14 protein-coding genes are annotated in these 20,999 nt (G+C 69.4%); 4 read left to right on the top strand and 10 right to left on the bottom strand.

The genetic code is table 11. The features are described 5' to 3' along the window. Window positions 1-43 precede the first annotated feature (43 nt). On the top strand, window positions 44-2,536 hold the full coding sequence (locus ACYVGI_RS10285) for a CDP-glycerol glycerophosphotransferase family protein (protein WP_460632526.1): 2,493 nt from the start codon (window positions 44-46) through the stop codon (window positions 2,534-2,536). A gap of 291 nt (window positions 2,537-2,827) precedes the next feature. On the opposite strand, the gene ACYVGI_RS10280 is transcribed toward ACYVGI_RS10285, so the two are convergent. After that, window positions 2,828-4,462, bottom strand: coding sequence for an acyl-CoA dehydrogenase family protein (locus tag ACYVGI_RS10280; RefSeq protein ID WP_460632525.1), 1,635 nt, complete (start codon window positions 4,460-4,462; stop codon window positions 2,828-2,830). Between the two features lie 95 nt (window positions 4,463-4,557). Further along, a complete protein-coding gene (locus ACYVGI_RS10275; RefSeq protein WP_460632524.1) occupies window positions 4,558-6,402 on the bottom strand; it encodes an ABC-F family ATP-binding cassette domain-containing protein in 1,845 nt (614 codons plus the stop codon). Window positions 6,403-6,547: 145 nt separating this feature from the next. On the opposite strand from ACYVGI_RS10275, the gene ACYVGI_RS10270 reads away from it, so the two are divergent. Next, window positions 6,548-9,400: a helix-turn-helix transcriptional regulator gene (locus ACYVGI_RS10270; RefSeq protein WP_460632523.1), complete on the top strand. Its 2,853-nt coding sequence runs from the start codon at window positions 6,548-6,550 to the stop codon at window positions 9,398-9,400. Window positions 9,401-9,643: 243 nt separating this feature from the next. After that, on the top strand, window positions 9,644-10,477 hold the full coding sequence (locus tag ACYVGI_RS10265) for an undecaprenyl-diphosphate phosphatase (protein ID WP_460632522.1): 834 nt from the start codon (window positions 9,644-9,646) through the stop codon (window positions 10,475-10,477). Window positions 10,478-10,537: 60 nt separating this feature from the next. Here the strand turns inward: ACYVGI_RS10265 and ACYVGI_RS10260 are convergent, their stop codons facing one another. From ACYVGI_RS10260 to rsmI, 8 genes are all read right to left on the bottom strand, one after another. Further along, window positions 10,538-11,908: an Ig-like domain-containing protein gene (locus ACYVGI_RS10260; RefSeq protein ID WP_460632521.1), complete on the bottom strand. Its 1,371-nt coding sequence runs from the start codon at window positions 11,906-11,908 to the stop codon at window positions 10,538-10,540. 202 nt (window positions 11,909-12,110) lie between these two features. Beyond that, window positions 12,111-13,118, bottom strand: a complete 1,008-nt coding sequence (locus ACYVGI_RS10255; protein WP_460632520.1) for an Ig-like domain-containing protein — start codon at window positions 13,116-13,118, stop codon at window positions 12,111-12,113. Next, window positions 13,109-13,825 (bottom strand): Ig-like domain-containing protein, encoded by a 717-nt coding sequence (locus ACYVGI_RS10250; protein ID WP_460632519.1) that lies wholly within the window; start codon window positions 13,823-13,825, stop codon window positions 13,109-13,111. Before ACYVGI_RS10250 ends, ACYVGI_RS10255 begins: the two co-directional genes overlap by 10 nt. 283 nt (window positions 13,826-14,108) lie before the next feature. Beyond that, on the bottom strand, window positions 14,109-15,041 hold the full coding sequence (locus ACYVGI_RS10245) for a 4-(cytidine 5'-diphospho)-2-C-methyl-D-erythritol kinase (RefSeq protein ID WP_460632518.1): 933 nt from the start codon (window positions 15,039-15,041) through the stop codon (window positions 14,109-14,111). A gap of 31 nt (window positions 15,042-15,072) precedes the next feature. Continuing rightward, on the bottom strand, window positions 15,073-15,921 hold the full coding sequence (rsmA, locus tag ACYVGI_RS10240) for a 16S rRNA (adenine(1518)-N(6)/adenine(1519)-N(6))-dimethyltransferase RsmA (protein WP_460632517.1): 849 nt from the start codon (window positions 15,919-15,921) through the stop codon (window positions 15,073-15,075). Then, window positions 15,918-16,847: a TatD family hydrolase gene (locus ACYVGI_RS10235; protein WP_402851110.1), complete on the bottom strand. Its 930-nt coding sequence runs from the start codon at window positions 16,845-16,847 to the stop codon at window positions 15,918-15,920. Before ACYVGI_RS10235 ends, rsmA begins: the two co-directional genes overlap by 4 nt. Beyond that, window positions 16,844-18,433, bottom strand: coding sequence for a methionine--tRNA ligase (metG, locus tag ACYVGI_RS10230; protein WP_460632516.1), 1,590 nt, complete (start codon window positions 18,431-18,433; stop codon window positions 16,844-16,846). Before metG ends, ACYVGI_RS10235 begins: the two co-directional genes overlap by 4 nt. 54 nt (window positions 18,434-18,487) lie before the next feature. Further along, window positions 18,488-19,303 carry a 16S rRNA (cytidine(1402)-2'-O)-methyltransferase gene (gene rsmI, locus ACYVGI_RS10225; RefSeq protein WP_460632515.1) on the bottom strand — a complete coding sequence of 272 codons (816 nt, stop codon included), beginning with the start codon at window positions 19,301-19,303 and terminating at the stop codon, window positions 18,488-18,490. A 44-nt stretch (window positions 19,304-19,347) separates the two neighbouring features. Between rsmI and ACYVGI_RS10220 the strand changes: the two genes are divergently transcribed. Next, a complete protein-coding gene (locus ACYVGI_RS10220; RefSeq protein ID WP_460632514.1) occupies window positions 19,348-20,961 on the top strand; it encodes a dolichyl-phosphate-mannose--protein mannosyltransferase in 1,614 nt (537 codons plus the stop codon). Window positions 20,962-20,999: the final 38 nt, after the last annotated feature.

Below are 20,999 nucleotides of genomic sequence, written 5' to 3'. Positions count from 1 at the left end.
GCTCTCAGGAGACTGTTATGCCCCTCTCATAAACTCGGGGGCGATGAGACTCTCCCGCCTGAAACGCCTGCCCTCCAGGGTCAAGCGCGCCGCCCGTTTCGAGATCCACGCACACTGGCGTCGGCAGCCGATCGTGATCGGGTCCGTCTTCTACGAGTCCTTCTCCGGCAACGGGATGCTCGACAACCCTGAGGCGATCTTCCGCGAGCTGCTCGCCGCCCCCGACCTCGCCCACCTCACGCACATCTGGGCGCTGTCCGACCTCACCCAGTACAAGGCCGCCGTCGACGAGTTCGCCGGGAACCCGCGGGTCAGCTTCGTCAAGTACGGCTCCGCCGCGTACTACCGCGCGCTCGCCACCAGCCAGTACCTGGTCAACAACGCCACCTTTCCTCCCGACTTCGGCAAGCGCGACGGCCAGGTGTACCTGAACACCTGGCACGGCACGCCGCTCAAGCGCATGGGCTACGACATCGAGGACGGCGCGCTCGCCACCGCCAACATCGTGCGCAACTTCGTGCAGGCCGACTACCTGCTCGCGGCCAACACGTTCATGGCGGAGCAGATGTACCAGACGGGGTACAAGCTCACTGGCATCTACCGGGGGACGCTGGTCGAGGAGGGCTACCCGCGGATCGACAGGCAGTTCCTGGACGACGCTGGGCGTGCATCCACCCGTCGGCAGTTGGTCGAGGCCGGCGTTCCGCTCGGCGACAGGAAGGTCGTGCTGTTCGCGCCCACTTGGAAAGGCGCGTCGTTCGGGCGGCCCACCGACGACATCGACGAGATCCTCGAACACATCGCCGGCATCGAGGAACGCATCGACACCAGCAGGTACGCCGTGCTGCTGAAGACGCACCAGAGCGTGCACAAGCTCGCCAGGCTCCGGCCGGAGCTGAAGCGCCTGCTCGTCCCGAACGAGATCCCCACGAACTCCGTGCTCGGCGTGACGGACGCCCTCATCACCGACTATTCGAGCATCTACTTCGACTTCCTGCAGACCGGCAGGCCCATCCTGTTCTTCACGCCGGACATCGCCGACTACGCGGGCACCCGCGGCCTCTACTTCGATCAGGACGAGTGGCCAGGGCCCGCCAGGATGTCGGCCCGCGAAATCGGCGACGACCTCGCCGCCATCGCCGGGAACGGGGATGCGGTGCCGGAGGAGTGGCGCGACCGCTACCTCGCCGCTCAGCGCCGGTTCACCCCGTACGAGGACGGCCAGGCGTCGAAGCGCGTCGTCGACATCGTGTTCCGGGGCGTCAGGGAGGGCTACCGGCTGCGCACGGACCTCGCGGACGACGGCCGCACCAAGCTCCTGCTGTACCTCGGCGGGATGCGCCCCAACGGCATCACAACGTCGGCGCTCAACCTGCTCAACAACCTCGACCACGACCGCTACGACGTGTCTGCGTTCTTCGCGCAGAGCAGGTCGAACGCCACCATCGGCAAGCAGAAGCAGATCCACCCGGCGGTGCGCCAGTTCCCGCGCGTCGGCGGCATGAACGGCGCCAAGCTGTGGCACCTCGCCAGGCACCTCGACTTCCGCCGCGGTCGGATCGCGGAGCACGCGAACATCCCGTCGCAGAACCGGCTGTGGAACGACGAGTGGTCGCGCTGCTTCGGTGAGAGCGTCTTCGACTACGTGGTCGACTTCTCCGGCTACGGGCCGTTCTGGGCGACCCTGCTGCTGCACTCCCCCGAGGCCGAGCGCTCGATCTGGCTGCACAACGATCTGGCGTCCGACGCCCACCGCGAGGTCGGCGGCGAGAAGAAGATGCTGCACAGCCTCACCCAGCTCTTCACGCTCTACGAGCAGTACGACCACCTCGTGTCGGTGTCGCCGACCCTGTCGGACATCAACCGCGCCGGCCTGGCCGAGTACGCCAGACCGGAGAAGTTCACCTCGGCGCTGAACACCGTCGACGCCGAGCACATCCTGGAGAACGCGCAGGCCGACCTGCACGAGCTGACGTTCGACGAGGAGACCGGCACGAACCCGCCGTGGGCGAACGCGCTGCTGTCGCAGGACGACGTGACCACGTTCGTCAACGTCGGCAGGCTGTCGCCGGAGAAGAACCAGGCGCGCCTCATCCGGGCGTTCGCTGAGGTGCACGCCGCGCATCCTGCCACCCGGCTCGTCATCGTCGGCGCAGGTCCCCTGTTCGACGACCTGTCCGCTCTCATCGAGAGCCTGGGGCTCAGCGACGCGGTGTTCCTCACCGGGATGCAGCGCAACCCGCACGCGATCATGGCGGCGGCGGACTGCTTCGTGCTGTCGAGCGACTACGAGGGACAGCCGATGGTGATCCTGGAGGCGCTCGTGCTCGGGCTGCCGATCGTCACGGTGGAGTTCGCGTCGGCCAAGAACGCGCTGCCGGCTGGCAGCGGGCTGGTGGTGCCGCAGAGCGACGCCGGTGTCGCGGACGGTCTGCGGGCGTTTCTCGCCGGAGACGTTCCGACGGGCGCGTTCGACTACGCGGCTTATAACCGCAAGGCCGTCTCGCAGTTCTACGCCGCGATCGGCGCCGAGTAGGCCGCACGAGTCGTGCGAAAAGTGCGGTCGCGGGCGGCGGCACCGCACGTTTCGCACGAGGCCGCGTGGATGCGGTCCGCACGAGTCGTGCGAAAGGTGCGGTCGCGGGCGGCGGCACCGCACGAGTCGTGCGAAAGGCGCGGTCGCGGGCGGCGGCACCGCACGTTTCGCACGAGGCCGCGTGGATGCGGTCCGCACGAGTCGTGCGAACGGTGCGGTCGCGGGCGGCGGCACCGCACGTTTCGCACGAGGCGTGCGCGCCGACAGCCGCGTGCCGCGAAGTGGGCGCCGTCAGGCGCGCGCGATGAGCGTCGGGATCGCGGCGCGGGCGGCGGGCGGCAGCTCGCCGTAGAGCGCGCCGCGGGCGGCGCCGAGGCGCGCGTCCACGAAGGCCGGGCCCACCGCATCCGGTGCGTGCCGCAGCAGGAGCGACGCCTGCAGCGCGAGCGCCAGGGAGGCGACGAGCGGGCGGACGGCGGTCTGCGCATCCCGAGGGTCGGTGCGCGACAGCTCGGCGACGGTCGCGCGCAGGGCGTCGTGGTGCGCGTCGAACCCGGGATGCACGCCGCGGGCCGCCGCGAGTTCGCCGTCGAACGCCTCCAGCGTCTCCGGTTCGCGCTGGAGCGCGCGCAGCACATCCAGCGCGATCACGTTGCCTGAGCCCTCCCAGATGGCCATCACCGGCTGCTCCCGGTAGCGGCGAGCGAGCGGGAACGCCTCGGTGTATCCGTTGCCGCCGAGGCACTCCATCGCCTCGTACGCGTGGCCGGGGCCGCGCTTGCAGACCCAGTACTTGGTGACAGCCGTCGCGAGGCGGCGGAACGCGCGCTCGGCGTCCGTCGCGTCGTCGTCGTGGGCGCGGGCGAGCCGCAGGGCGACAGCGGTCGCCGCCTCCGACTCCAGCGCGAGGTCGGCGACGACCGCGGCCATCGCCGGCTGGTCGATCAGGCGAGCGCCGAACGCCGAGCGGTGCCGGACGTGCCAGGCGGCCTCGGCCACGGCCTGCCGCATCCCGGCGGCGCTGCCCAGGATGCAGTCCAGGCGTGTGCGGTTCACCATCTCCAGGATGGTGCGGACGCCGCGTCCCTCTTCCCCGAGCAGGTGGCCGACCGTGCCGTCGAACTCGATCTCGCTGGAGGCGTTGGAGCGGTTGCCGAGCTTGTCCTTGAGGCGCTGGATGGCGAAAACATTGCGGCTGCCGTCGTCGAGCGCCCTGGGCACCAGGAAGCAGCTCAGGCCGGATGCGGTCTGCGCCAGCACGAGGAACGCGTCCGACATCGGCGCGGAGCAGAACCACTTGTGGCCGGTGAGCAGGTGGCGGCCGTCGCCGTCCGGCACGGCCATGGTGGTGTTGGCGCGCACGTCGGAGCCGCCCTGCTTCTCCGTCATCGCCATCCCGAACAGGGCCGAGCTCTTACGGGCTGCGATGGCAGGGTCGTATTCGCGGCTGAGCAGACGAGGAAGCCAGGTGGCGGCGAGCTCCGGCGAGGCGGACGCGACGATGGCGGGTACAGCGGCGTGCGTCATCGACACCGGACACGCGTGCCCGGCCTCCACCTGCGCGAACAGCATGAAAGTGGCCGCGCGGGCGACGTTCGCGCCGGGACGCGGCTCGGCGAACGCGGAGGTGTGCGCCCCCGCTGCGACAGCCTCGCCGAGCACGCGGTGATACGACGGGTCGTACTCCACCTCGTCGATGCGGTTGCCCCAGCGGTCGAACGCGTGCAGTTCAGGCTCGTGCACGTTCGCCCTCTCGGCGTCGCGCTGGAATCCGGCACTGCCGACGAGGCGTCCGACCGCTGCCAGGCCGGCGCGCGCCCACCCGGCGTCGTGGCGGTCGACCCCCTCGGCGAGCGGGAGGTTCGCGGCGAACTCGTCCAGATCGACTCGCGGCGGCGGCTGGTTGGTGACGGCGTGCGTTGCCATGCGGCGAGCCTACCCGCGGGTCGCCCTCGACGAGTGGTCCCGAATTGCCGTGCGCTCAGGCGGGTGCACGGCAATTCGGGACCACTCGTTGGTGGTTAGGACTCGAGGTGTTCGGAGAGTTCCAGCCAGCGGGTTTCCAGGGTGGCGATCTCGTCTTCGAGCGCGCGCAGCTCGTTGGAGATGACGCCGATGCCCTCGTAGTCGGACTGGTCGTGCTGGGCGAGGCGTTCATGCGTCGCCGCGACCTGGTCGGCCAGTTTGCCGAGACGGCGGTCGATGGAGGAGACCTCCTTCTCCGCGGCGCGCAACGCTGCTCCGGAGAGCGCGGGCACAGTGGATGCGGAGGCCGGGCCACCCGATGCGCCGCCACCCGATGCGCCGCCACCCGATGCGCCCCCGGCCCCACCGGTGGTCGCCGCCGGTCCCCCGGTCGCGAGCTGGCCCTTCCGCAGCCGCAGGTACTCGTCGACGCCGCCGGGCAGATGCCGCAGGGACGCATCCATCACCGCGTACTGCTGGTCGGTGACGCGCTCGATCAGGTACCGGTCGTGCGAGACGACGATGAGCGTCCCCGGCCAGGAGTCGAGGAGGTCTTCCATCGCGGCGAGCATGTCGGTGTCGAGGTCGTTGGTCGGCTCGTCGAGGATGAGCACGTTGGGCTCGTCCAGCAGGATGAGCAGGAGCTGCAGCCGGCGCTTCTGACCGCCCGACAGGTCTTTGACCGGCGTGGAGAGCTGCGCGTTGGTGAAGCCGAGGCGTTCCAGGAGCTGACCTGGCGTCATCTCTTTGCCGCCCGCGACGTAGGTCGTGCGCTTGCCGGCGATGACCTCGCTGACCCGGTCCTCCATCACGTCGTCCAGCTCGGAGAGCTGCTGCGTCAGGGTCGCGATCTGCACGGTCTTGCCGCGCTTGACCCGGCCGGAGGTCGGCTCGACCGTTCCGGCGATCAGGCCGAGCAGTGTGGACTTGCCTGCGCCGTTCACACCGAGGATGCCCGTGCGCTCGCCGGGTGCGATGCGCCACTCGATGTCCCGCAGCACGGTCTTCGGCGGGTAGATCACGGTGGTGTCGAGGAGGTCGACCACGTCTTTGCCGAGGCGGGCGGTGGCCATCTGGCTGAGCTCGACCGGGTTGCGCACGGGCGGTTCGTCCGCGATCAGCTCGGCGGCCGCATCCATTCGGAACTTCGGCTTCGACGTGCGGGCGGGAGCGCCGCGGCGCAGCCAGGCGAGCTCCTTGCGCATCAGGTTCTGGCGCTTGTTCTCGACGACCGCCGCCATCCGGTCTCGCTCGACGCGCTGCAGGATGTATGCGGCGTATCCACCCTCGAACGGCTCGATCAACCGGTCGTGCACCTCCCACGTCGCCGTGGACACCTCGTCGAGGAACCAGCGGTCGTGGGTGACGACCACCAGACCGCCCGAGGTGGCCGGCCAGCGGGTCTTCAGGTGCGCCGCCAGCCAGGCGACGCCCTCGATGTCGAGGTGGTTGGTCGGCTCGTCGAGGAACAGGATGTCGTGGTCGTGCACCAGCAGCGCGGCGAGCGCCACCCGGCGTCGCTGACCTCCGGAGAGCTCGGCGACGGTCGCCTCCCAGCGGATGTCGGAGACCAGCCCGGCGAGCACGTCCCTGACGCGGGCGTCGCCCGCCCAGACGTGCTCCTCCTGATCGCCGACGATGGCCTGGCCGACCGTGAGGCTCTGGTCGAGTTCGTCGCCCTGGTCGAGCATCCCGACCGTGACGTCGCGGCGGCGGGTGACTCGGCCAGCATCCGGCTGGATGCGCCCGGCGAGCAGCGAGAGCAGGGTGGACTTGCCGTCGCCGTTGCGGCCGACGATGCCGATGCGGTCGCCCTCGTTGATGCCGATCGTGACGCTGTCGAAGATCACGCGTGTCGGGTATTCGAGGTGCAGCGACTCAGCGCCGAGGAGGTGTGCCATGAGGGTTTCCAGCCTACCGGCCGGGCGTTCGCCCCCAGGACGGGTGATCCCGGTCGGTCCGCCACTGTGCGAAGATCGCTGAGACCGGTCCGCCCGTATGTACTTACCCGCTCACGGCGCACGACCGGTCGGGATGGGGAACGACGTGACAGAGGACGCCTCGAGCCCGGATGCGAAGCCGCTGTTCGGCCGCGACAGGGAACGCGAGACGATGCTGCTCGTCGCCCACCGCGCGCTCGGCAAGGGCGGCGCGCTGCTCGTCACCGGCGAGGCCGGCCTCGGCAAGACGGCGCTCCTGGCCGACGTCGCCGAGCGGCTCGACGGCTGGACCGTCCTGCGCGTGCACGCAGACTCGTTCGAGTCCGACCTCAGCTACTCGACGGTGGAGACCCTGGTCCGCGGGCTCAACGCGGTCAGCGGCACGCGCATCCGGCAGCCGGAGCAGTCCGACGACCCGCTGACGGTCGGCCGCCTGCTGCTCGACGCGGTCGACGGGGTCGGCCGCCCTGTCTGCCTGATCGTCGACGACGCGCAGTGGGTGGACGAGGCGTCGGCGCGGGCGCTGCGGTTCGTGGTGCGCAGGCTGTCCGACCAGGGCTTCCTGTTCACTGCGGCGTCGCGTCCGCTTCCCGGCAGTGTCGTGGCGCTGTTCGAGGACGTCGCATCCTCCACGGTCAACCACGCACGCATCGAGCTCGCGCCGCTGGCCGTCGCGGACACGCAGGAGCTCGCCAGGCACATCCTCGGCCACGCCGTGTCCCGGCGCACCGCGACCAGGCTCACCGAGGCCACCCAGGGCTCGCCGCTGCTGCTCAGCGTGCTGCTCGGTCAGCTCCGCGAGACGTTCGCGGCAGCGCTGCACCCCGCCGGCTGGGACCTCCCCGCCGCCGCCATCACCCCGCTCTCCACGGCGGTCGCCTCGGCGCTCGAGGGTGCGGACCCGTCCGTGCGGCAGGCGGCGGAGATCATCGCCGTGCTGCGCGACCCGCTCCCGCTTCCGGTGTTCGGCACCATCGCCGCGCGCCTCGGCACCCGGGTGGATGCGGCAGGCGCGGTGTCCCGCGGGCTGGTGCTGTCCTCCGAACGCGACGGCGTCGTCTGGGTCGAGCCTGCGCACGCCATCCTCGCCGACGCCCTCTCCGGCGAGCTGAGCATGGAACGCCGGGTGGCCATCCACCGGGTCGCCGCCGACGTGCTCACCGGGCACCGCGCCCTCCGTCACAGGGTGGAGGCGGCCGACATCGCCGACCCGACCCTGGTCGCCGAACTCCTCGAAGCCAGCCGCACGGCCGCCGACCGCAACCAGGCCGACCAGGCGATGAGCTACGCCCGCTCGGCCGTGCACCTGGCGGCCCCCGGCGCCGAGCACGACCGCGCCCTGCTGGAGATCGGGCTGCTCGCACTGCGGACCAGGATGCACGAACGCATCTTCGACCTGGCGCCCGCCATCGAGGCCCTGCCGCCGTCGGAGGCGCGCGACCTGATCCTGCTGGAGCTGCGAACGCTCACCGGCGACATCCCCGGCGCGCTCACGATCGCGCTGGCGCTCGAAGGCAGCGAGGCGAGCACACCGGACGAGCGGGCGATCCGGGCGCACGTCGCAGAGGCGATGCCGAAGGTGCTGATGGCGACCCGCGACTTCCCCGGCGTCTTCGACCACCTGGAGATCGGCCGGCGCCTCATCGCGGCGGCGCCGGACGACCCGTCCGAGGTCTCGGACCCCGCACTGCGCTGGCTGGCGCAGCCGCGCGACTACCTGCTGCGCCTGCTCGGCTGGGCGCTCACCGCGGCCGGGCACGTGCGTCCCGACCTCGTCGGGCCGCTCGTCGCCGAGCTCGACGAGCTCCTGGTCGACGCCGCCTCCCCCTCCGCCGTCGACGCCTTCGTCTCCCGCGCCCGCGTCTTCGTCCTCGGCGGAGACGTCGACCGCGCCCGCGACGACCTCGCCCGCGCGAACGAGCTGCTCAAGCGCTTCCCGTCGAGCTGGACAGCCGGTTTCGCCCGCACGATCTACGCCCACGTCCTCTTCCTGGTCGGAGAGTGGGACGAGTCGGTCACCCTGGCGGACGCAGCCGTGGCGCTCGCCCTCGACGAGACCGACCTGTCCGGCTGGCCGATCGCCCTCTGGGCCTCCACGCTGGTGCGCGCCGGTCGTGGCGAGTCGGCGGCCGTCGACGAGCGGCTCCGGTCGGCGGCGCAGGCGAAGCTCAGCATCGCGGGCTCGTACGACAGCGACCTCCCGTTCATCGCCCGCGCCGAACTCGCCCGTGCCCTCGGCGACCGGGAGGCGCAACTCGCCGTCACGGAGGAGGCGGAGGCCGTGGCGACCCGCGCATCCACTCTCGGCTGGCTGACCTACCGGGTGGATGCGCTGGCAGCGCTCGGCCGCGCGGAGGAGGCACGCGCCGCCCTCGCCCGCTGCCGGGCCCCAGGGATGTGGCGGCCGTACTACGGGTCGCTCGGCTGGCTGGAGGGCCGCGTGCTGGAGGCAGAGGGCAAGCCGCAGGAGGCGCTGGATGCACACCTCGCGTCGCTCGACGATCCGTCGGCCGCGCGTTTTCCGTTCCCGCAGGCTGTCGCGGCGGCGGAGGCCGGACGGCTGCTCACCGCGCTCGGCACCGATCAGCCGCGCGCGACGGCGCTGCTCGAACAGGCGGCCGAGACGTTCAGGCGGGTCGGCGCATCCGGATATCTGGCGCGGTGCGCTCGACTGCTGGAAGAGCTGACGGTCAGCGGGGGCGCCGCGGAGGACGCCCCATCCGACCCGTTCGCACCACTGACCACCAGGGAGCGGCAGGTCGCGTACGCGCTCGCTGCCGGCATGACGAACAAGGAGATCGCGGAGCGGCTGTACGTGTCGGTGACCACGGTCAACTTCCACGTTCGGAACATCCTGGCCAAGCTGGAACTGTCCTCTCGGCGCGACCTGAGAAAGCTCAGTCTCGCCTCCAGGAGCGTGCGCGCGAACCGCTCCCGGCACCGCCCCGTCAATACTTGACGGTTTTCCCGTCACGGTTATGAGCCCGCCTGACGGCCTCGGTATTTTGGGATCACACCCCGGGATGCCCGACCGCATGGGGCGCTTGGATACGATCCATCAACGAATCGTCTCAACACCCGACTTGCGCCTGTGTCATGGGCATCCTGGGGTAGAAATGCCCTCGCTTCGCGCGATTCTCAGAGACTTCTTGCCGCCATACCGACATGCTGGAATCCGCATCCTGAATCGAGAGGCGGTCGGATGAACCTGCTGCAAGCGCTGATCCTCGGCATCGTCGAAGGCATCACCGAGTTCCTTCCCGTGTCGAGCACGGGCCACCTGACCATCGTCGAGAAACTCCTCGGACTGAAGATCGACGACCAGGGCGTGACAGCCTTCACCGCGATCATCCAGGTCGGCGCCATCCTCGCGGCGATCATCTACTTCTGGAAAGACATCGTGCGCATCGTCGTCGCCTGGGCGCGCGGCCTGTTCAACCGGGATGCGCGGGGCCACGACTACCGGATGGGCTGGTACGTGATCATCGGCTCCATCCCCATCGCGATCGTCGGCCTGGTCGCCAAAGACCTCATCTCCGGTGGACTGCGCAACCTGTGGGTGGTGGTCGCGGCGCTGATCCTGTGGAGCATCGTGATGTGGGCCGCCGAGCGCGTCGGACGCCAAGACCGCGGCGAAGAGTCGACCAACGTCATGGATGCGGTCGCCATCGGCGTCTTCCAGGTGATCGCCCTCATCCCCGGCGTCTCCCGCTCCGGCGCGACCATCAGCGCCGGCCTGTTCCGCGGCCTCGACCGCGTGGCGGCGACGCGCCTGTCGTTCTTCCTCGCCATCCCCGCCCTGGTCGCGGCCGGCGGGTACGAGGGCATCACGCAGGCGAGCGCGATCAGTGCGAGCGTTGGCTGGCTCCCGACGATCGTGGCCACCATTGTGAGCCTGATCGTCGCATACGTGAGCATCGCGTGGCTGCTGCGGCTGGTGACGCGGCACCCGATCACGGTGTTCATCTGGTATCGGGTGGGACTCGCGGTGCTGGTGGCCGTGCTGCTGCTGACCGGGGTGATCTCGGCGACGTGAGGGCGCCGGCAACCGCGTCGCGAACAAGCGGTGGCAGTTACCGGCACCACGGCATCCGCACTACGCGACGTAGTAGTGAACGTCCCAGAAGCCGCGCCCCATGTCGACGCCACCGACAGACTGCGCGATCTTCACGATGTAGTGACCAGGAACGAGGTCGAAGTCCGCTGCCGTCGACCACACGCCGTTCGCATCCGCCGTTGCGGAAGCAACAAGCTTGCCCGAGTTGCCACGGATCTCGACCATCGCACCAGCGAACGCCGTTCCGGAATACGTCGGGCGCGGGCCTTCCACGGTTTCGCCGTATGCCGGACACTCCATTCGCGGGGGTTGGCCTACCCAGAACCGAATCTGGATCGCTGGAGAACTGGCATCCGATGCTCGCACCTCGGCGATGTATCCACCGATGGGGAGAGTCAGGGCCGAGGTCGCTGCCCAATTGCCGTCGGAGTCAACGACGGTTGGCTCGATGAACGAAGTCCGCGTGAGCGGACCTCTGATCTCGATCGTGGAGCCAGGCGTGCCGGTACCGCTGAAGGTCGGTGTGCGCGTCGGAAACGCAGTCGCGATGTCCGGTGTCGTGACCGTCAGCGGGCGGCTCTGGGCTGAATCCACGGTGAACGAGAGCACGTAACCGTCGCCGACCGTTGGCCAATCCCACGCAGGCATCTGGACGACCCGCACCTCGTGAAATCCGACCTCGAGCCGGATCTCGATGAGCCAGCGGCCGTCCGCGTCCGCATACGCAGCCGCGAGCGTGCGTTTGGTGGCCTTATCCTCTAGCTCGATCCTGTAGCCCGCTTGCGAATGACCACGAAAGACCGTGGTCACGTCAGTGATTACGCTTCCCGTCATCGGGCTTTCGACAGAGAAATCAAACTGGTCCCGCTCATCCGGAGCAGGCTCGTTCGGAGCGGCGACGACCGTGAAGGTGAGATCCGCTGAGCTGTGGTCGTAGTAGTCGTGGTGGAGTTGCCGAGCCACGAGTTCGTGTAAGCCATCCGCAAGTCGGACGTTGGAAGCGACCGCCCATCTCCCGTCCTCGTCGACGCGCGCCTTCCCGACGATGGTGGCCGTCGCTTTCACCTCGATCTGGACGAGCAAACCGGGCTCACCAGTACCTGAGAACACAGGCGTGCGCGTTTCGATGACCTCGCCCGCAGCGGGAGCTATCACGGCGACAAGCGCGGCGAACAGAGGCGCCGGAGGCTGTGCGAACGTGTTGATGTCCCACGTGCCGGTCACACCGACCTCGGCACCGGGCTCCGTTTCTGTTTCGACCGGCGTGGGCTCTTCGACGATTCCGTGCGCTGGCTCGGCCGAGGCCGAGTCAGCGATGGCGACCCCGGTCACCGGGAGCAGCAGTACTGCGGCCGCGACCGCAGCCGCGCGGGTGACGCGCAGCGCCGACCGATAACTTCTTCGTCTCATACTTATGCGCTTCCTTCAACACCGCTGCGCTAGGAAACACAACGGACCGATCATGCGCGAGGACCCTCACGCGCATCCACAGTTGCACATTTGTGATGATATTTCTCGCGGCCAGTCTTTCATCACTCGGCCGATATAACGAGATGCCAGCGACCGCCCCGCGCCCCATGCAGGCTGCGACAGTCGCTGGCATCTCTCGGGTCTACCTGCCGCCCTCCTTCACGAAGTACTCCATCGTGAGGACACCCACCGTCTCACCGTCGACGACCTCGACGGCCGTGCCGATGTAGCGGCCGGGGATGAGGTCGAACGCGGCGTGCGCTGTCCAGGAGCCGTTCATGTCCGCCACCGCCGTGGCGACGATGCGGGTGGTGCTTCCGACGATCTTCACCGTCGCGCCCGGTTCGCTGAATCCGGTGTAGACGGGGCGGGGACCGTCGACCTCAGCGCCGGACGCCGGGCTGGTGACGGAGAATCCCGAGTCGATGGGGAGCAGGGTGAGCGTCGAGGTCGCCGACCACGCGCCGTCCGCATCCACGGTCGTCGTTGCGACGAGGCGTCCGCTGCTACCGCGGATCTCGACCACGGCTCCCGGTGTTCCGGTCCCGGAGAAGACGGGGACCGGGGAGCCGATGACCTGGCTGACGGCCGGTGACGTCACGACGAACGGCCGGGTAGGGATCGCGGGGGCGACCGCGGGGGCGACCGCGACCGAGTATGACAATGCGGCGACGGTGGATGCGCCGCCGAACGTGTGCTCCACCGATCCGAGGTACCCGCCGTCCGGCAGCTCGATGGCCGAGGCCACGGACCAGGTCCCGTCCTCCGCGACCGTCGTGCTGCCCAGCACTCGGCCCGTCGAGCCTCTGACCTCGACCAGCGCGCCCGGGTGCCCGGTTCCCGCGTAGACGGGGGTGCGGGTGTCCACGGTCGCTCCCGCGATCGGCGACGAGACGACGAGCGGTGCGGTCTCGACGGCCGTGGAGACGGAGAACGCGACGGTGGCCGTGCTCACGGCGTCACCCGCCGTCTGCGTGACCGTCGCTGTCACGTCGCCGTCGGCGACGTCGACGGCGACGGCGGAGGCGACGCTCCACGAGCCGCCCCCTCTGACCGTCGTCGATGCGAGCTCGGCGCCGCCCTGATCGGAGACGACGATGGATGCGCCAGGCTCACCGGTTCCGGAGAACGCGGGACACGCTACCGGCACGACAGCCCGCTCGTCGGCGTGGTCACCGCCACCCGCGCCGCCTCGACCGCTGCGGGCTCGCCCGGAACGTAGAAGTACGGGTGGGATGCGGTCGTGCTCACGAGGCCGCCGCGGTAACTGTATGTCACGGCCGCGACGATGAATCGGCTCTGCGGGAGGTCGGGCACCGTCAGCGACCAGTTCCCATCGGCATCGACTGTCGCCTCGCCCCAGAACTGGCCAGTGTCGGCGTCCGCCAGCCCGACGACGGCTTCGGGCATGCCCGTGCCGACGAACACCGGTGTCTTCAGTGACGTGAGAGCGTCCGGTCTGGTGATGACAAGCGGCGGGATCACGCTCGGGGGCATGTACGTGAAGGAGGTCGTCGTCGCGAACGGCCCGGAGACGGTCTGCAGCGTGTGGCCGCCCAGTTCGAGCCCTTTCGCGGAGTTCGACGGTGAGCAGGAGAAGTAACCGAGCGCGTCGGTGGACGTGCAGTATCTGCTTCCGTCGACGTTCACGGTCACCGAGGCGGACGCCGAGCTGAGTCCCGCCACGGTCGGCTTGGCCGTGACGACGAGACTTCCGTCAACGGGGCTGGTGACAACCGCGGGCGCTGTGCCCGTCGCCGCCGTCGCCGGGCCGGCGAGCGAGGTGCCGCACGCGGAGACGACCGCCACCGAGCCGGCGGCGACACCGACCCGAGCCACCCGGACCACTTTCTGCATTCTTCGGGGTTTCTGAGTGATTCTTCGCATGAGGCTGCGAGTCCTTTCGAAACCTGCAGCGGGTCGGGTCCGCTACAGGCGTTCGGCGCGCCGACGACGGTCGGTCGCGCCTGGGGTAGCAAGCGAGGCCATGGGGACGGAGCCCTCGCTGTCGCACGCCGCGATTCGGCGGCCCCGTGCAACGCATCCACTATTGCACACGTCAATACTTGAATTCGATATTCTGGTTGCGAAGGTGTGGAATTCTCATGACACTCACATGGAGCGCCACCACGTCGCAGAGCTAGTCGGCCAGAATCCGCGCCCCGTGCACCGGCCCGGTCGCCCGCACCGCCGTCAGCCGAGCGGCGCTCAGGGCGATCTGCAGGTCGAGCGCGCTGTCGAGGTCCGCCGTCAGGAACGCGACAGTCGGCCCCGAGCCGGACACGATCCCGGCGAGTGCGCCGTTCATCTCGCCGAGTTCGAGCACATCGCCGATCTCGGGCGCCAGATGGATGGCCGGAGCCTGCAGGTCGTTCGTCAGCGACTCGGCGAGCATGGCCGGGTCACCGGCGCGCAGTGCCTGCAGCACGGCGGTGTCGACCGTCGGCGTGAACTGGGCGGGCGCGATGTCTCTGGAGTGGCGCTCGCGATGCCGGTCGAGCTCGCTGTAGACGGCCGGCGTGCTGAGCTGGCTGTCCGGAAGGGCGAGCACCCAGTGGAACTGGCCGGTGGCGAGCGCCGGGCTCAGCCGGTCTCCCCTGCCCGTGCCGATCGCCGTTCCGCCGACCAGGGCGAACGGCACGTCGGCGCCGAGCCTGGCGGCGATGGCGTGCAGGTCCTCCTTGCTCGCCTCTGTGCCCCACAGGGCGTCGCAGGCGACGAGCGTTGCTGCGGCGTCCGCCGAGCCCCCGCCCATCCCGCCCGCGATCGGGACGTGCTTGTCGATCTCGAGGCGCACACCGCCGGTGTATCCGGTCTTCCTCGCCAGCAGCTTCGCCGCCTTGATCGCCAGGTTGGTGCCGTCCGTCGGAAGGCCGGACGTGTCGATCGAGCCGCCGAAAGTGACGGAGAAGTCGTCGTCGGGGTACGCGCGAACATCCTCGTAGAGGGAGACGGCCTGATACGCCGTCGCGACGTCGTGGTACCCGTCGTCCATCACCGCCCCGACGCGCATGAACACGTTGATCTTGCCGGGGGCTCGCACGTGAACTGCGTCAATGGCCGGAGTGGTCATGCTCCCAACCTACAGGCGGATGAGCCAGGCGCTAGACCCTCGCCGTGGCGAGCCTGACGAAGTCGGCGATGCCGAGCTGCTCGCCCCGCAGCGTCGGCGCCAGCCCGGCGGCCTCCAGGGCGGCGGATGCGGTGGCCGAGTCGCCGTAGACGGGCGCGAGAGCCTGCCGCAGCATCTTCCTGCGCTGCTGGAAGGCCGCATCCACCAGCTCGAACGTGCGGGCTCGCAGCGCCTCGTCCCCCGGCTCCTGCGCGTGGCGCTCGAAGGCGACGAGCACGGAGTCGACGTTCGGCACCGGCCAGAACACCTGGCGGCTGACCGTGCCCGCGGTGCGCCAGGAGCCGTACCAGGCCGCCTTCACGCTGGGCGCGCCGTAGACCTTCGACCCCGGCTCCGCCGCGACGCGGAAACCGACCTCGGCCTGCACCATCACCACGCCGCTCCGGATGCCGGGGAAATTCTCCAGGAAGTGCAGCAGCACGGGCACGGAGACGTTGTACGGCAGGTTCGCGACGAGCCTCGTCGGCGACTGCGGCAGCTCGGTGACGTGCAGCGCATCCTTGTGCACGACGGTGAGCCGGTCCGCGACCTGCTCCGCCATGGTGCGGACGGTCGTCGGCAGTTGCTCGGCGAGCCTGCCGTCGATCTCCACGGCCACGACGGACGCGTCCGCCTCCAGCAACCCGAGAGTCAGCGAGCCGAGCCCCGGCCCGACCTCGACCACCACATCCCCCGGCTGCACCTTCGCGACGCGCACGATGCGGCGGACGGTGTTGCCGTCGATCACGAAGTTCTGGCCGAGCTTCTTGGTCGGCGTGACGTCGAGCAGGTCGGCCAGATCGCGGATCTCGGCGGGGCCGAGGAGGCGAAGGGCGGTCACGCGATGATCCCGATGGGCGTGGTCGGCGGCGACGCGACGGGCTCGGCGTCCCAGCGGCCGTAGACCAGCTCGGTGTTCGAGCAGATCTGCGCGGCCAGCGTCGAGGCGTCCGTGCCGATCGTCTCCGCCATCGCGCGCAGTGTGTGCGGGATGAGGTATGGGGCGTTCGGCCTTCCGCGGAACGGCGTCGGGGTGAGGAACGGCGCATCCGTCTCGACCATGATCAGCGAGCGCGGCGCGACCCGCAGGGCCTCGCGGAGGTTCTCGGCGTTCTTGAACGTGACGTTGCCGGCGAACGACATGTACCAGCCGTTGTCCGCGCAGAGCTGGGCGAACTCGGCGTCGCCGGAGAAGCAGTGGAACACGGTGCGCTCGGGGGCGCCGACCCGCTTGAGGGTCGCGATGACGTCGGCGTGCGCATCCCTGTCGTGGATCTGCATGGCGATGTCGTTCTGCTTGGCGATCTCGATGTGCGCCTCGAACGAGCGGAACTGCGCGTCGCGGCGCGGACCGGCTTCCGTGCGGTAGAAGTCGAGGCCCGTCTCCCCGACAGCGCGCACCCGTGGACGGGCGGCCAGCTCGGCGATCACCGCGAGCGCGTCGTCGAGCTCGCCGCGCTCGGCGTAGTCCGGTGCGTCGTTCGGGTGCAGGGCGACGGCGGCGAGCATCCTGGGCTCGATGGCGGCCATGTCGGCCGACCAGCGTGAGGTCTCCACGTCGTTGCCGACCTGGACGACGCCGCGGACGCCGACGCTGGACGCGCGGTCAAGCTGCTCCCGGTAGTCCATCGGCTCGTCGCCGTCCGCGATCTCCAGGTGGGTGTGGTTGTCGTAGACCGGGACGACCAGCGCCTCCGGCAGCGGCGGGTACTCCAGGTCACGTCCATCCGTGACGTGACGCTGCCGGATGAACGCCGGGTCGGTCATGCGCCGGGCACCGCGTCGGCGTCGATCCGGGGGAACAGCGCTTCGAGGCCGTTGACCGTGGTGCCGGCGGGAAGCTGACCCCACTCGCCCGCGGTGCGCAGCGGCTGCTCGTCGAGGCCGCCGAGCTCGTCCTCCGCACCGAGCGCCACCCAGAGTTTGAGCGTGGCTTTCGGGATGACGGGAGACAGCAGCACGGCCAGCGCGCGCAGTCCCTCCGCGGCGGTGTATAGCACCGTGGCGAGGCGTTCGCGCTGCGTCTCGTCCTTGGCGAGCGACCACGGCTCCTGGGCGGTGATGTAGCCGTTGAGCTCGTCGACGATCGTCCAGACGGCGGTGAGCGCGTCGTGGATCGCCAGCTTCTCGATGGCCGCGTCGGCGGCGGAAGCGGCGTCCGCGACCGTCTTCTGCACGGTGAAGTCGGCGTCCTCGTAACGACCGGCGGGCGGCACGACTCCCTCGAAGTAGCGCGAGACCATCGCGACGACCCTGGATGCGAGGTTCCCGAACCCGTTGGCGAGCTCGGCCTGGTAGCGGGCCGACAGGTCTTCCCAGCTGAACGAGCCGTCCTGGCCGAAGCTGATGGCGCGCATGAAGTAGTAGCGGAACGCGTCCGATCCGAACGTGTCGGTGATCTGGGTGGGCGCGATGCCGGTCAGCTTGGACTTGGACATCTTCTCGCCGCCGACAAGGAGCCAGCCGTGGCCGTACACCTGGTGCGGCACGTCGAGTCCCGCGGCGAGGAGCATGGCCGGCCAGATCACCGCGTGGAAGCGCAGGATGTCTTTGCCGACGATGTGCGTGGCGGGCCAGCGCCTGGCGAAGTTCTCGTCGTCCTGGCCGTAGCCGACGGCGGTGGCGTAGTTGAGGAGCGCGTCGAACCACACGTAGACCACGTGCGTCTCGTCCCACGGCACCTTGATGCCCCAGTCGAAGCTGGACCGCGAGATGGACAGGTCGCTGAGCCCCTGGCGCACGAACGAGACGACCTCGTTGCGGGCCGACTCCGGCTGAACGAACTCGGGGCGCTCCTCGTAGAGCGCGAGGAGCTGGTCGGCGAACTGGCTCATCCGGAAGAAGTAGTTCTTCTCCTGCAGCAGTTCAAGTGGCTTCGAGTGGATGGCGCAGACCTTCTGGCCCTCGTACTCCCCCGTGCCGTCCACGATCTCGCTCTGCGGCTTGAACTCCTCGCAGCCGACGCAGTACAGCGCCTCGTACTCCCCGGCGTAGATGAAGCCGTCGTCATAGAGCTTCTGCAGGAACTTCTGAACGTTCTTCTCGTGCCGCTCGTCCGTGGTGCGGATGAAGTCGTCGTTCGCGATGTCGATCGTCTTCAGCAGCGGGAGCCACTCGTTCGTGACGAGGCGGTCGGCCCACTCCTGCGGGGTGGTGCCGTTGGCGGTGGCGGTGCGCAGGATCTTCTGGCCGTGCTCGTCCGTGCCGGTCAGCAGCCAGGTGTCGTCACCGGCCTGCCTGTGCCAGCGCGCAAGGACGTCAGCGGCGACCTCCGTGTATGCGTGCCCGATGTGCGGGACATCATTCACGTAGAAGATCGGCGTGGTGATGTAGAACGAAGAGCCGTCGGACATGGTGACCATCCTACGGGCGCGCGGGGGCGCATCCTGGCGTATTACCGCCTGGGGTCACTTCCGGTCGAGCGCCGCCTGGTAGAGGTCGCGTTTGCCGAGCCCCGTCGCCTCTGCGACCTCTCCCGCCGCGTCTTTGAGCCGCACGCCGCCCGCGACCAGCGCGAGCACCTGTGTTACGCCGGTCTCCAGATCGACCGTCCGCGCCTCGGCTCCGGCGACGACGACCGCGATCTCGCCGCGAACGCCCTCCGCCGCCCACGCCGCGAGCTCGGCCGCTGTGCCGCGCTTGACCTCTTCGAACAGCTTGGTCAGCTCGCGGCACACCACCACCCGCCTGTCGTCGCCGAGCACCGTCGCCAGATCGGCGATGGATGCGGCGAGCCGGTTGGGCGACTCGAAGAACACCATCGTGCGCGGCTCGGAGGCGAGCGCGCGGAACGTGCTCAGCCGCTCCCCCTGCTTGCGCGGCAGGAAGCCCTCGAAAGTGAACCGGTCGGTGGGCAGCCCGGACACGGCGAGCGCCGTCACCACCGCGCTCGGGCCGGGGATGGCCGTGACGCCGACGCCGGCGGCCGCCGCAGCCTCGACGAGGTGGAAGCCGGGGTCGGAGACGGTCGGCATCCCCGCATCCGACAGCACCACCACGTCCTGTTCGCGCGCCAGCTCCACCAGTTCGGCGGACTTGTCGCGCTCGTTGTGGTCGTGCAGCGCGATCAGGCGCGGCCGGTTCTCGATGCCGAGCCCGGCGAGCAGGCGCTGGGTCACCCTGGTGTCCTCCGCCGCGACCACGGCGGCGGCGCCCAGCACCTCGATCAGGCGCAGAGACGCGTCTTTGAGGTTGCCGATGGGGGTGGCCGCGAGGATGATCATGCTCCGAGTCTGTCACCCATAGACGCACCCTCTAGCATGATCTGGTGACTTCGACACCCGCCATCGGCATCCCGATCGCGCCACCTCCGGCGGAGCCGACGGGAACCAGGCTCGACGACTGGTGGGCACGGATGCTCCGCACCCCGCTGCGGATGAAGCTCTGGTATTGGGGCGCCCCGGTCGCCGTCACGCTGCTCGCCGCCGTGCTGCGCCTCTGGAACCTGGGGTTCCCGCACGCACTGGTCTTCGACGAGACGTTCTACGTGAAGGACGCGTACTCGCTGATGCACCTCGGCTACGAGGGAAGCTGGCCGGACAAGGCGGATCAGCAGTTCAACGCGGGCAACACCGGCATCTTCACGTCCGATCCGTCGTTCGTCGCGCATCCACCGCTCGGCAAGTGGATGATCGCACTCGGCCTCGCAGCGTTCGGCGCCGGCGACTCCTTCGGCTGGCGGATCTCGACCGCCGTCGTGGGCATCCTGGCCGTGCTGGTCGTCTTCCTGATCGCGCGCAAGCTGTTCGGGTCGACCATCCTCGCCACCGTCGCCGGGTTCCTGCTGGCCATCGACGGTCACGCGATCGTGATGAGCAGGGTCGCCCTGCTCGACAACTCGGTGATGTTCCTCGCCCTGCTGGCGTTCTGGTGCATCCTGCTGGACAGGCAGTGGCACGCCACCCGGCTCGCGGAGAAGGTTCACGCGGCGTGGGCGGCGGGGCGCGACCCCGCCTGGGGGCCCGTGCTGTGGTGGCGGCCGTGGCTGCTCGCCGCAGGCGTGCTCGCCGGATTGTGCGCCGGAGTGAAGTGGAGCGGCTTCTACTTCCTGGCGTTCTTCGCGGTGTACACCGTGGTGGTCGACATCCTTGCCAGGCGCCGTGTCGGCCTGCCGTTCTTCATCAGCGGGGCGATCCTCAAGCAGGCGCCTGCCACGTTCGTCCTCATGGTGCCGATCGCTCTGGTCAGCTACGTCGCCACCTGGACGGGATGGCTCGTCACCAGCGGCGGGTACTACCGGCACTGGGCGGAGTCGACGCACATGCAGTGGAAGGGCGCGCTGTCCTGGGTGCCGCTGTGGGTGCAGAACCTCTGGCATTACCAGACCGAGATGTACGGCTACAGCATCAACCTGCACGTCTCGCATCCATACCAGGCCAACCCGCTGACCTGGTTGTTCATGATCCGGCCGACCAGCATGTACTACGTCGGCTCGAACCTCGGCGAGAACGGATGCACGGCCAGCGCCTGCTCGTCGGCGATCACCTCCCTCGGCAACCCGCTGATCTGGTGGGCGGCCGCGGCCGCGGCGTTCTACCTGGTCTACCGGGTGATCCGCTACCGGGAGTGGCAGGTTGGGCTCATCCTCACCGGCCTCGCTGCCGGGTATCTGCCGTGGCTGCTCTACATCAACCGCACGATCTTCGAGTTCTACGCCATCGCGTTCGAGCCCTACCTGATCCTCGGGCTGACCGCTGTGATCGGGATCGTGCTCGGCAGGCGCAGCGACCCGTCGCACCGCCGCAAGCGCGGGATCATCTGGGTGGGTCTGTTCCTCGCGGTGGCGTCGGCGGTGAGCGTGTTCTTCTGGCCGATCTGGACCGCGCAGCAGATCCCGTTCTGGTATTGGCAGATCCACATGTGGCTGCCGAGCTGGGTCTGACCTGCCCCTGTCCGCGGTCGGTGGCCGGTGGTAGACCG

Source organism: Leifsonia lichenia (assembly GCF_054780215.1).
This window is presented reverse-complemented; position numbering and strand designations above follow the sequence as displayed.

Coding starts and splice junctions, on each gene's coding strand:
- ACYVGI_RS10285 (WP_460632526.1), top strand. CDS start 44: ATGAGACTCTCCCGCCTGAAACGCCTGCCCTCCAGGGTCAAGCGCGCC.
- ACYVGI_RS10280 (WP_460632525.1), bottom strand. CDS start 4,462: ATGGCAACGCACGCCGTCACCAACCAGCCGCCGCCGCGAGTCGATCTG.
- ACYVGI_RS10275 (WP_460632524.1), bottom strand. CDS start 6,402: ATGGCACACCTCCTCGGCGCTGAGTCGCTGCACCTCGAATACCCGACA.
- ACYVGI_RS10265 (WP_460632522.1), top strand. CDS start 9,644: ATGAACCTGCTGCAAGCGCTGATCCTCGGCATCGTCGAAGGCATCACC.
- ACYVGI_RS10260 (WP_460632521.1), bottom strand. CDS start 11,908: ATGAGACGAAGAAGTTATCGGTCGGCGCTGCGCGTCACCCGCGCGGCT.
- ACYVGI_RS10250 (WP_460632519.1), bottom strand. CDS start 13,825: ATGCAGAAAGTGGTCCGGGTGGCTCGGGTCGGTGTCGCCGCCGGCTCG.
- ACYVGI_RS10245 (WP_460632518.1), bottom strand. CDS start 15,041: ATGACCACTCCGGCCATTGACGCAGTTCACGTGCGAGCCCCCGGCAAG.
- ACYVGI_RS10235 (WP_402851110.1), bottom strand. CDS start 16,847: ATGACCGACCCGGCGTTCATCCGGCAGCGTCACGTCACGGATGGACGT.
- metG (WP_460632516.1), bottom strand. CDS start 18,433: ATGTCCGACGGCTCTTCGTTCTACATCACCACGCCGATCTTCTACGTG.
- rsmI (WP_460632515.1), bottom strand. CDS start 19,303: ATGATCATCCTCGCGGCCACCCCCATCGGCAACCTCAAAGACGCGTCT.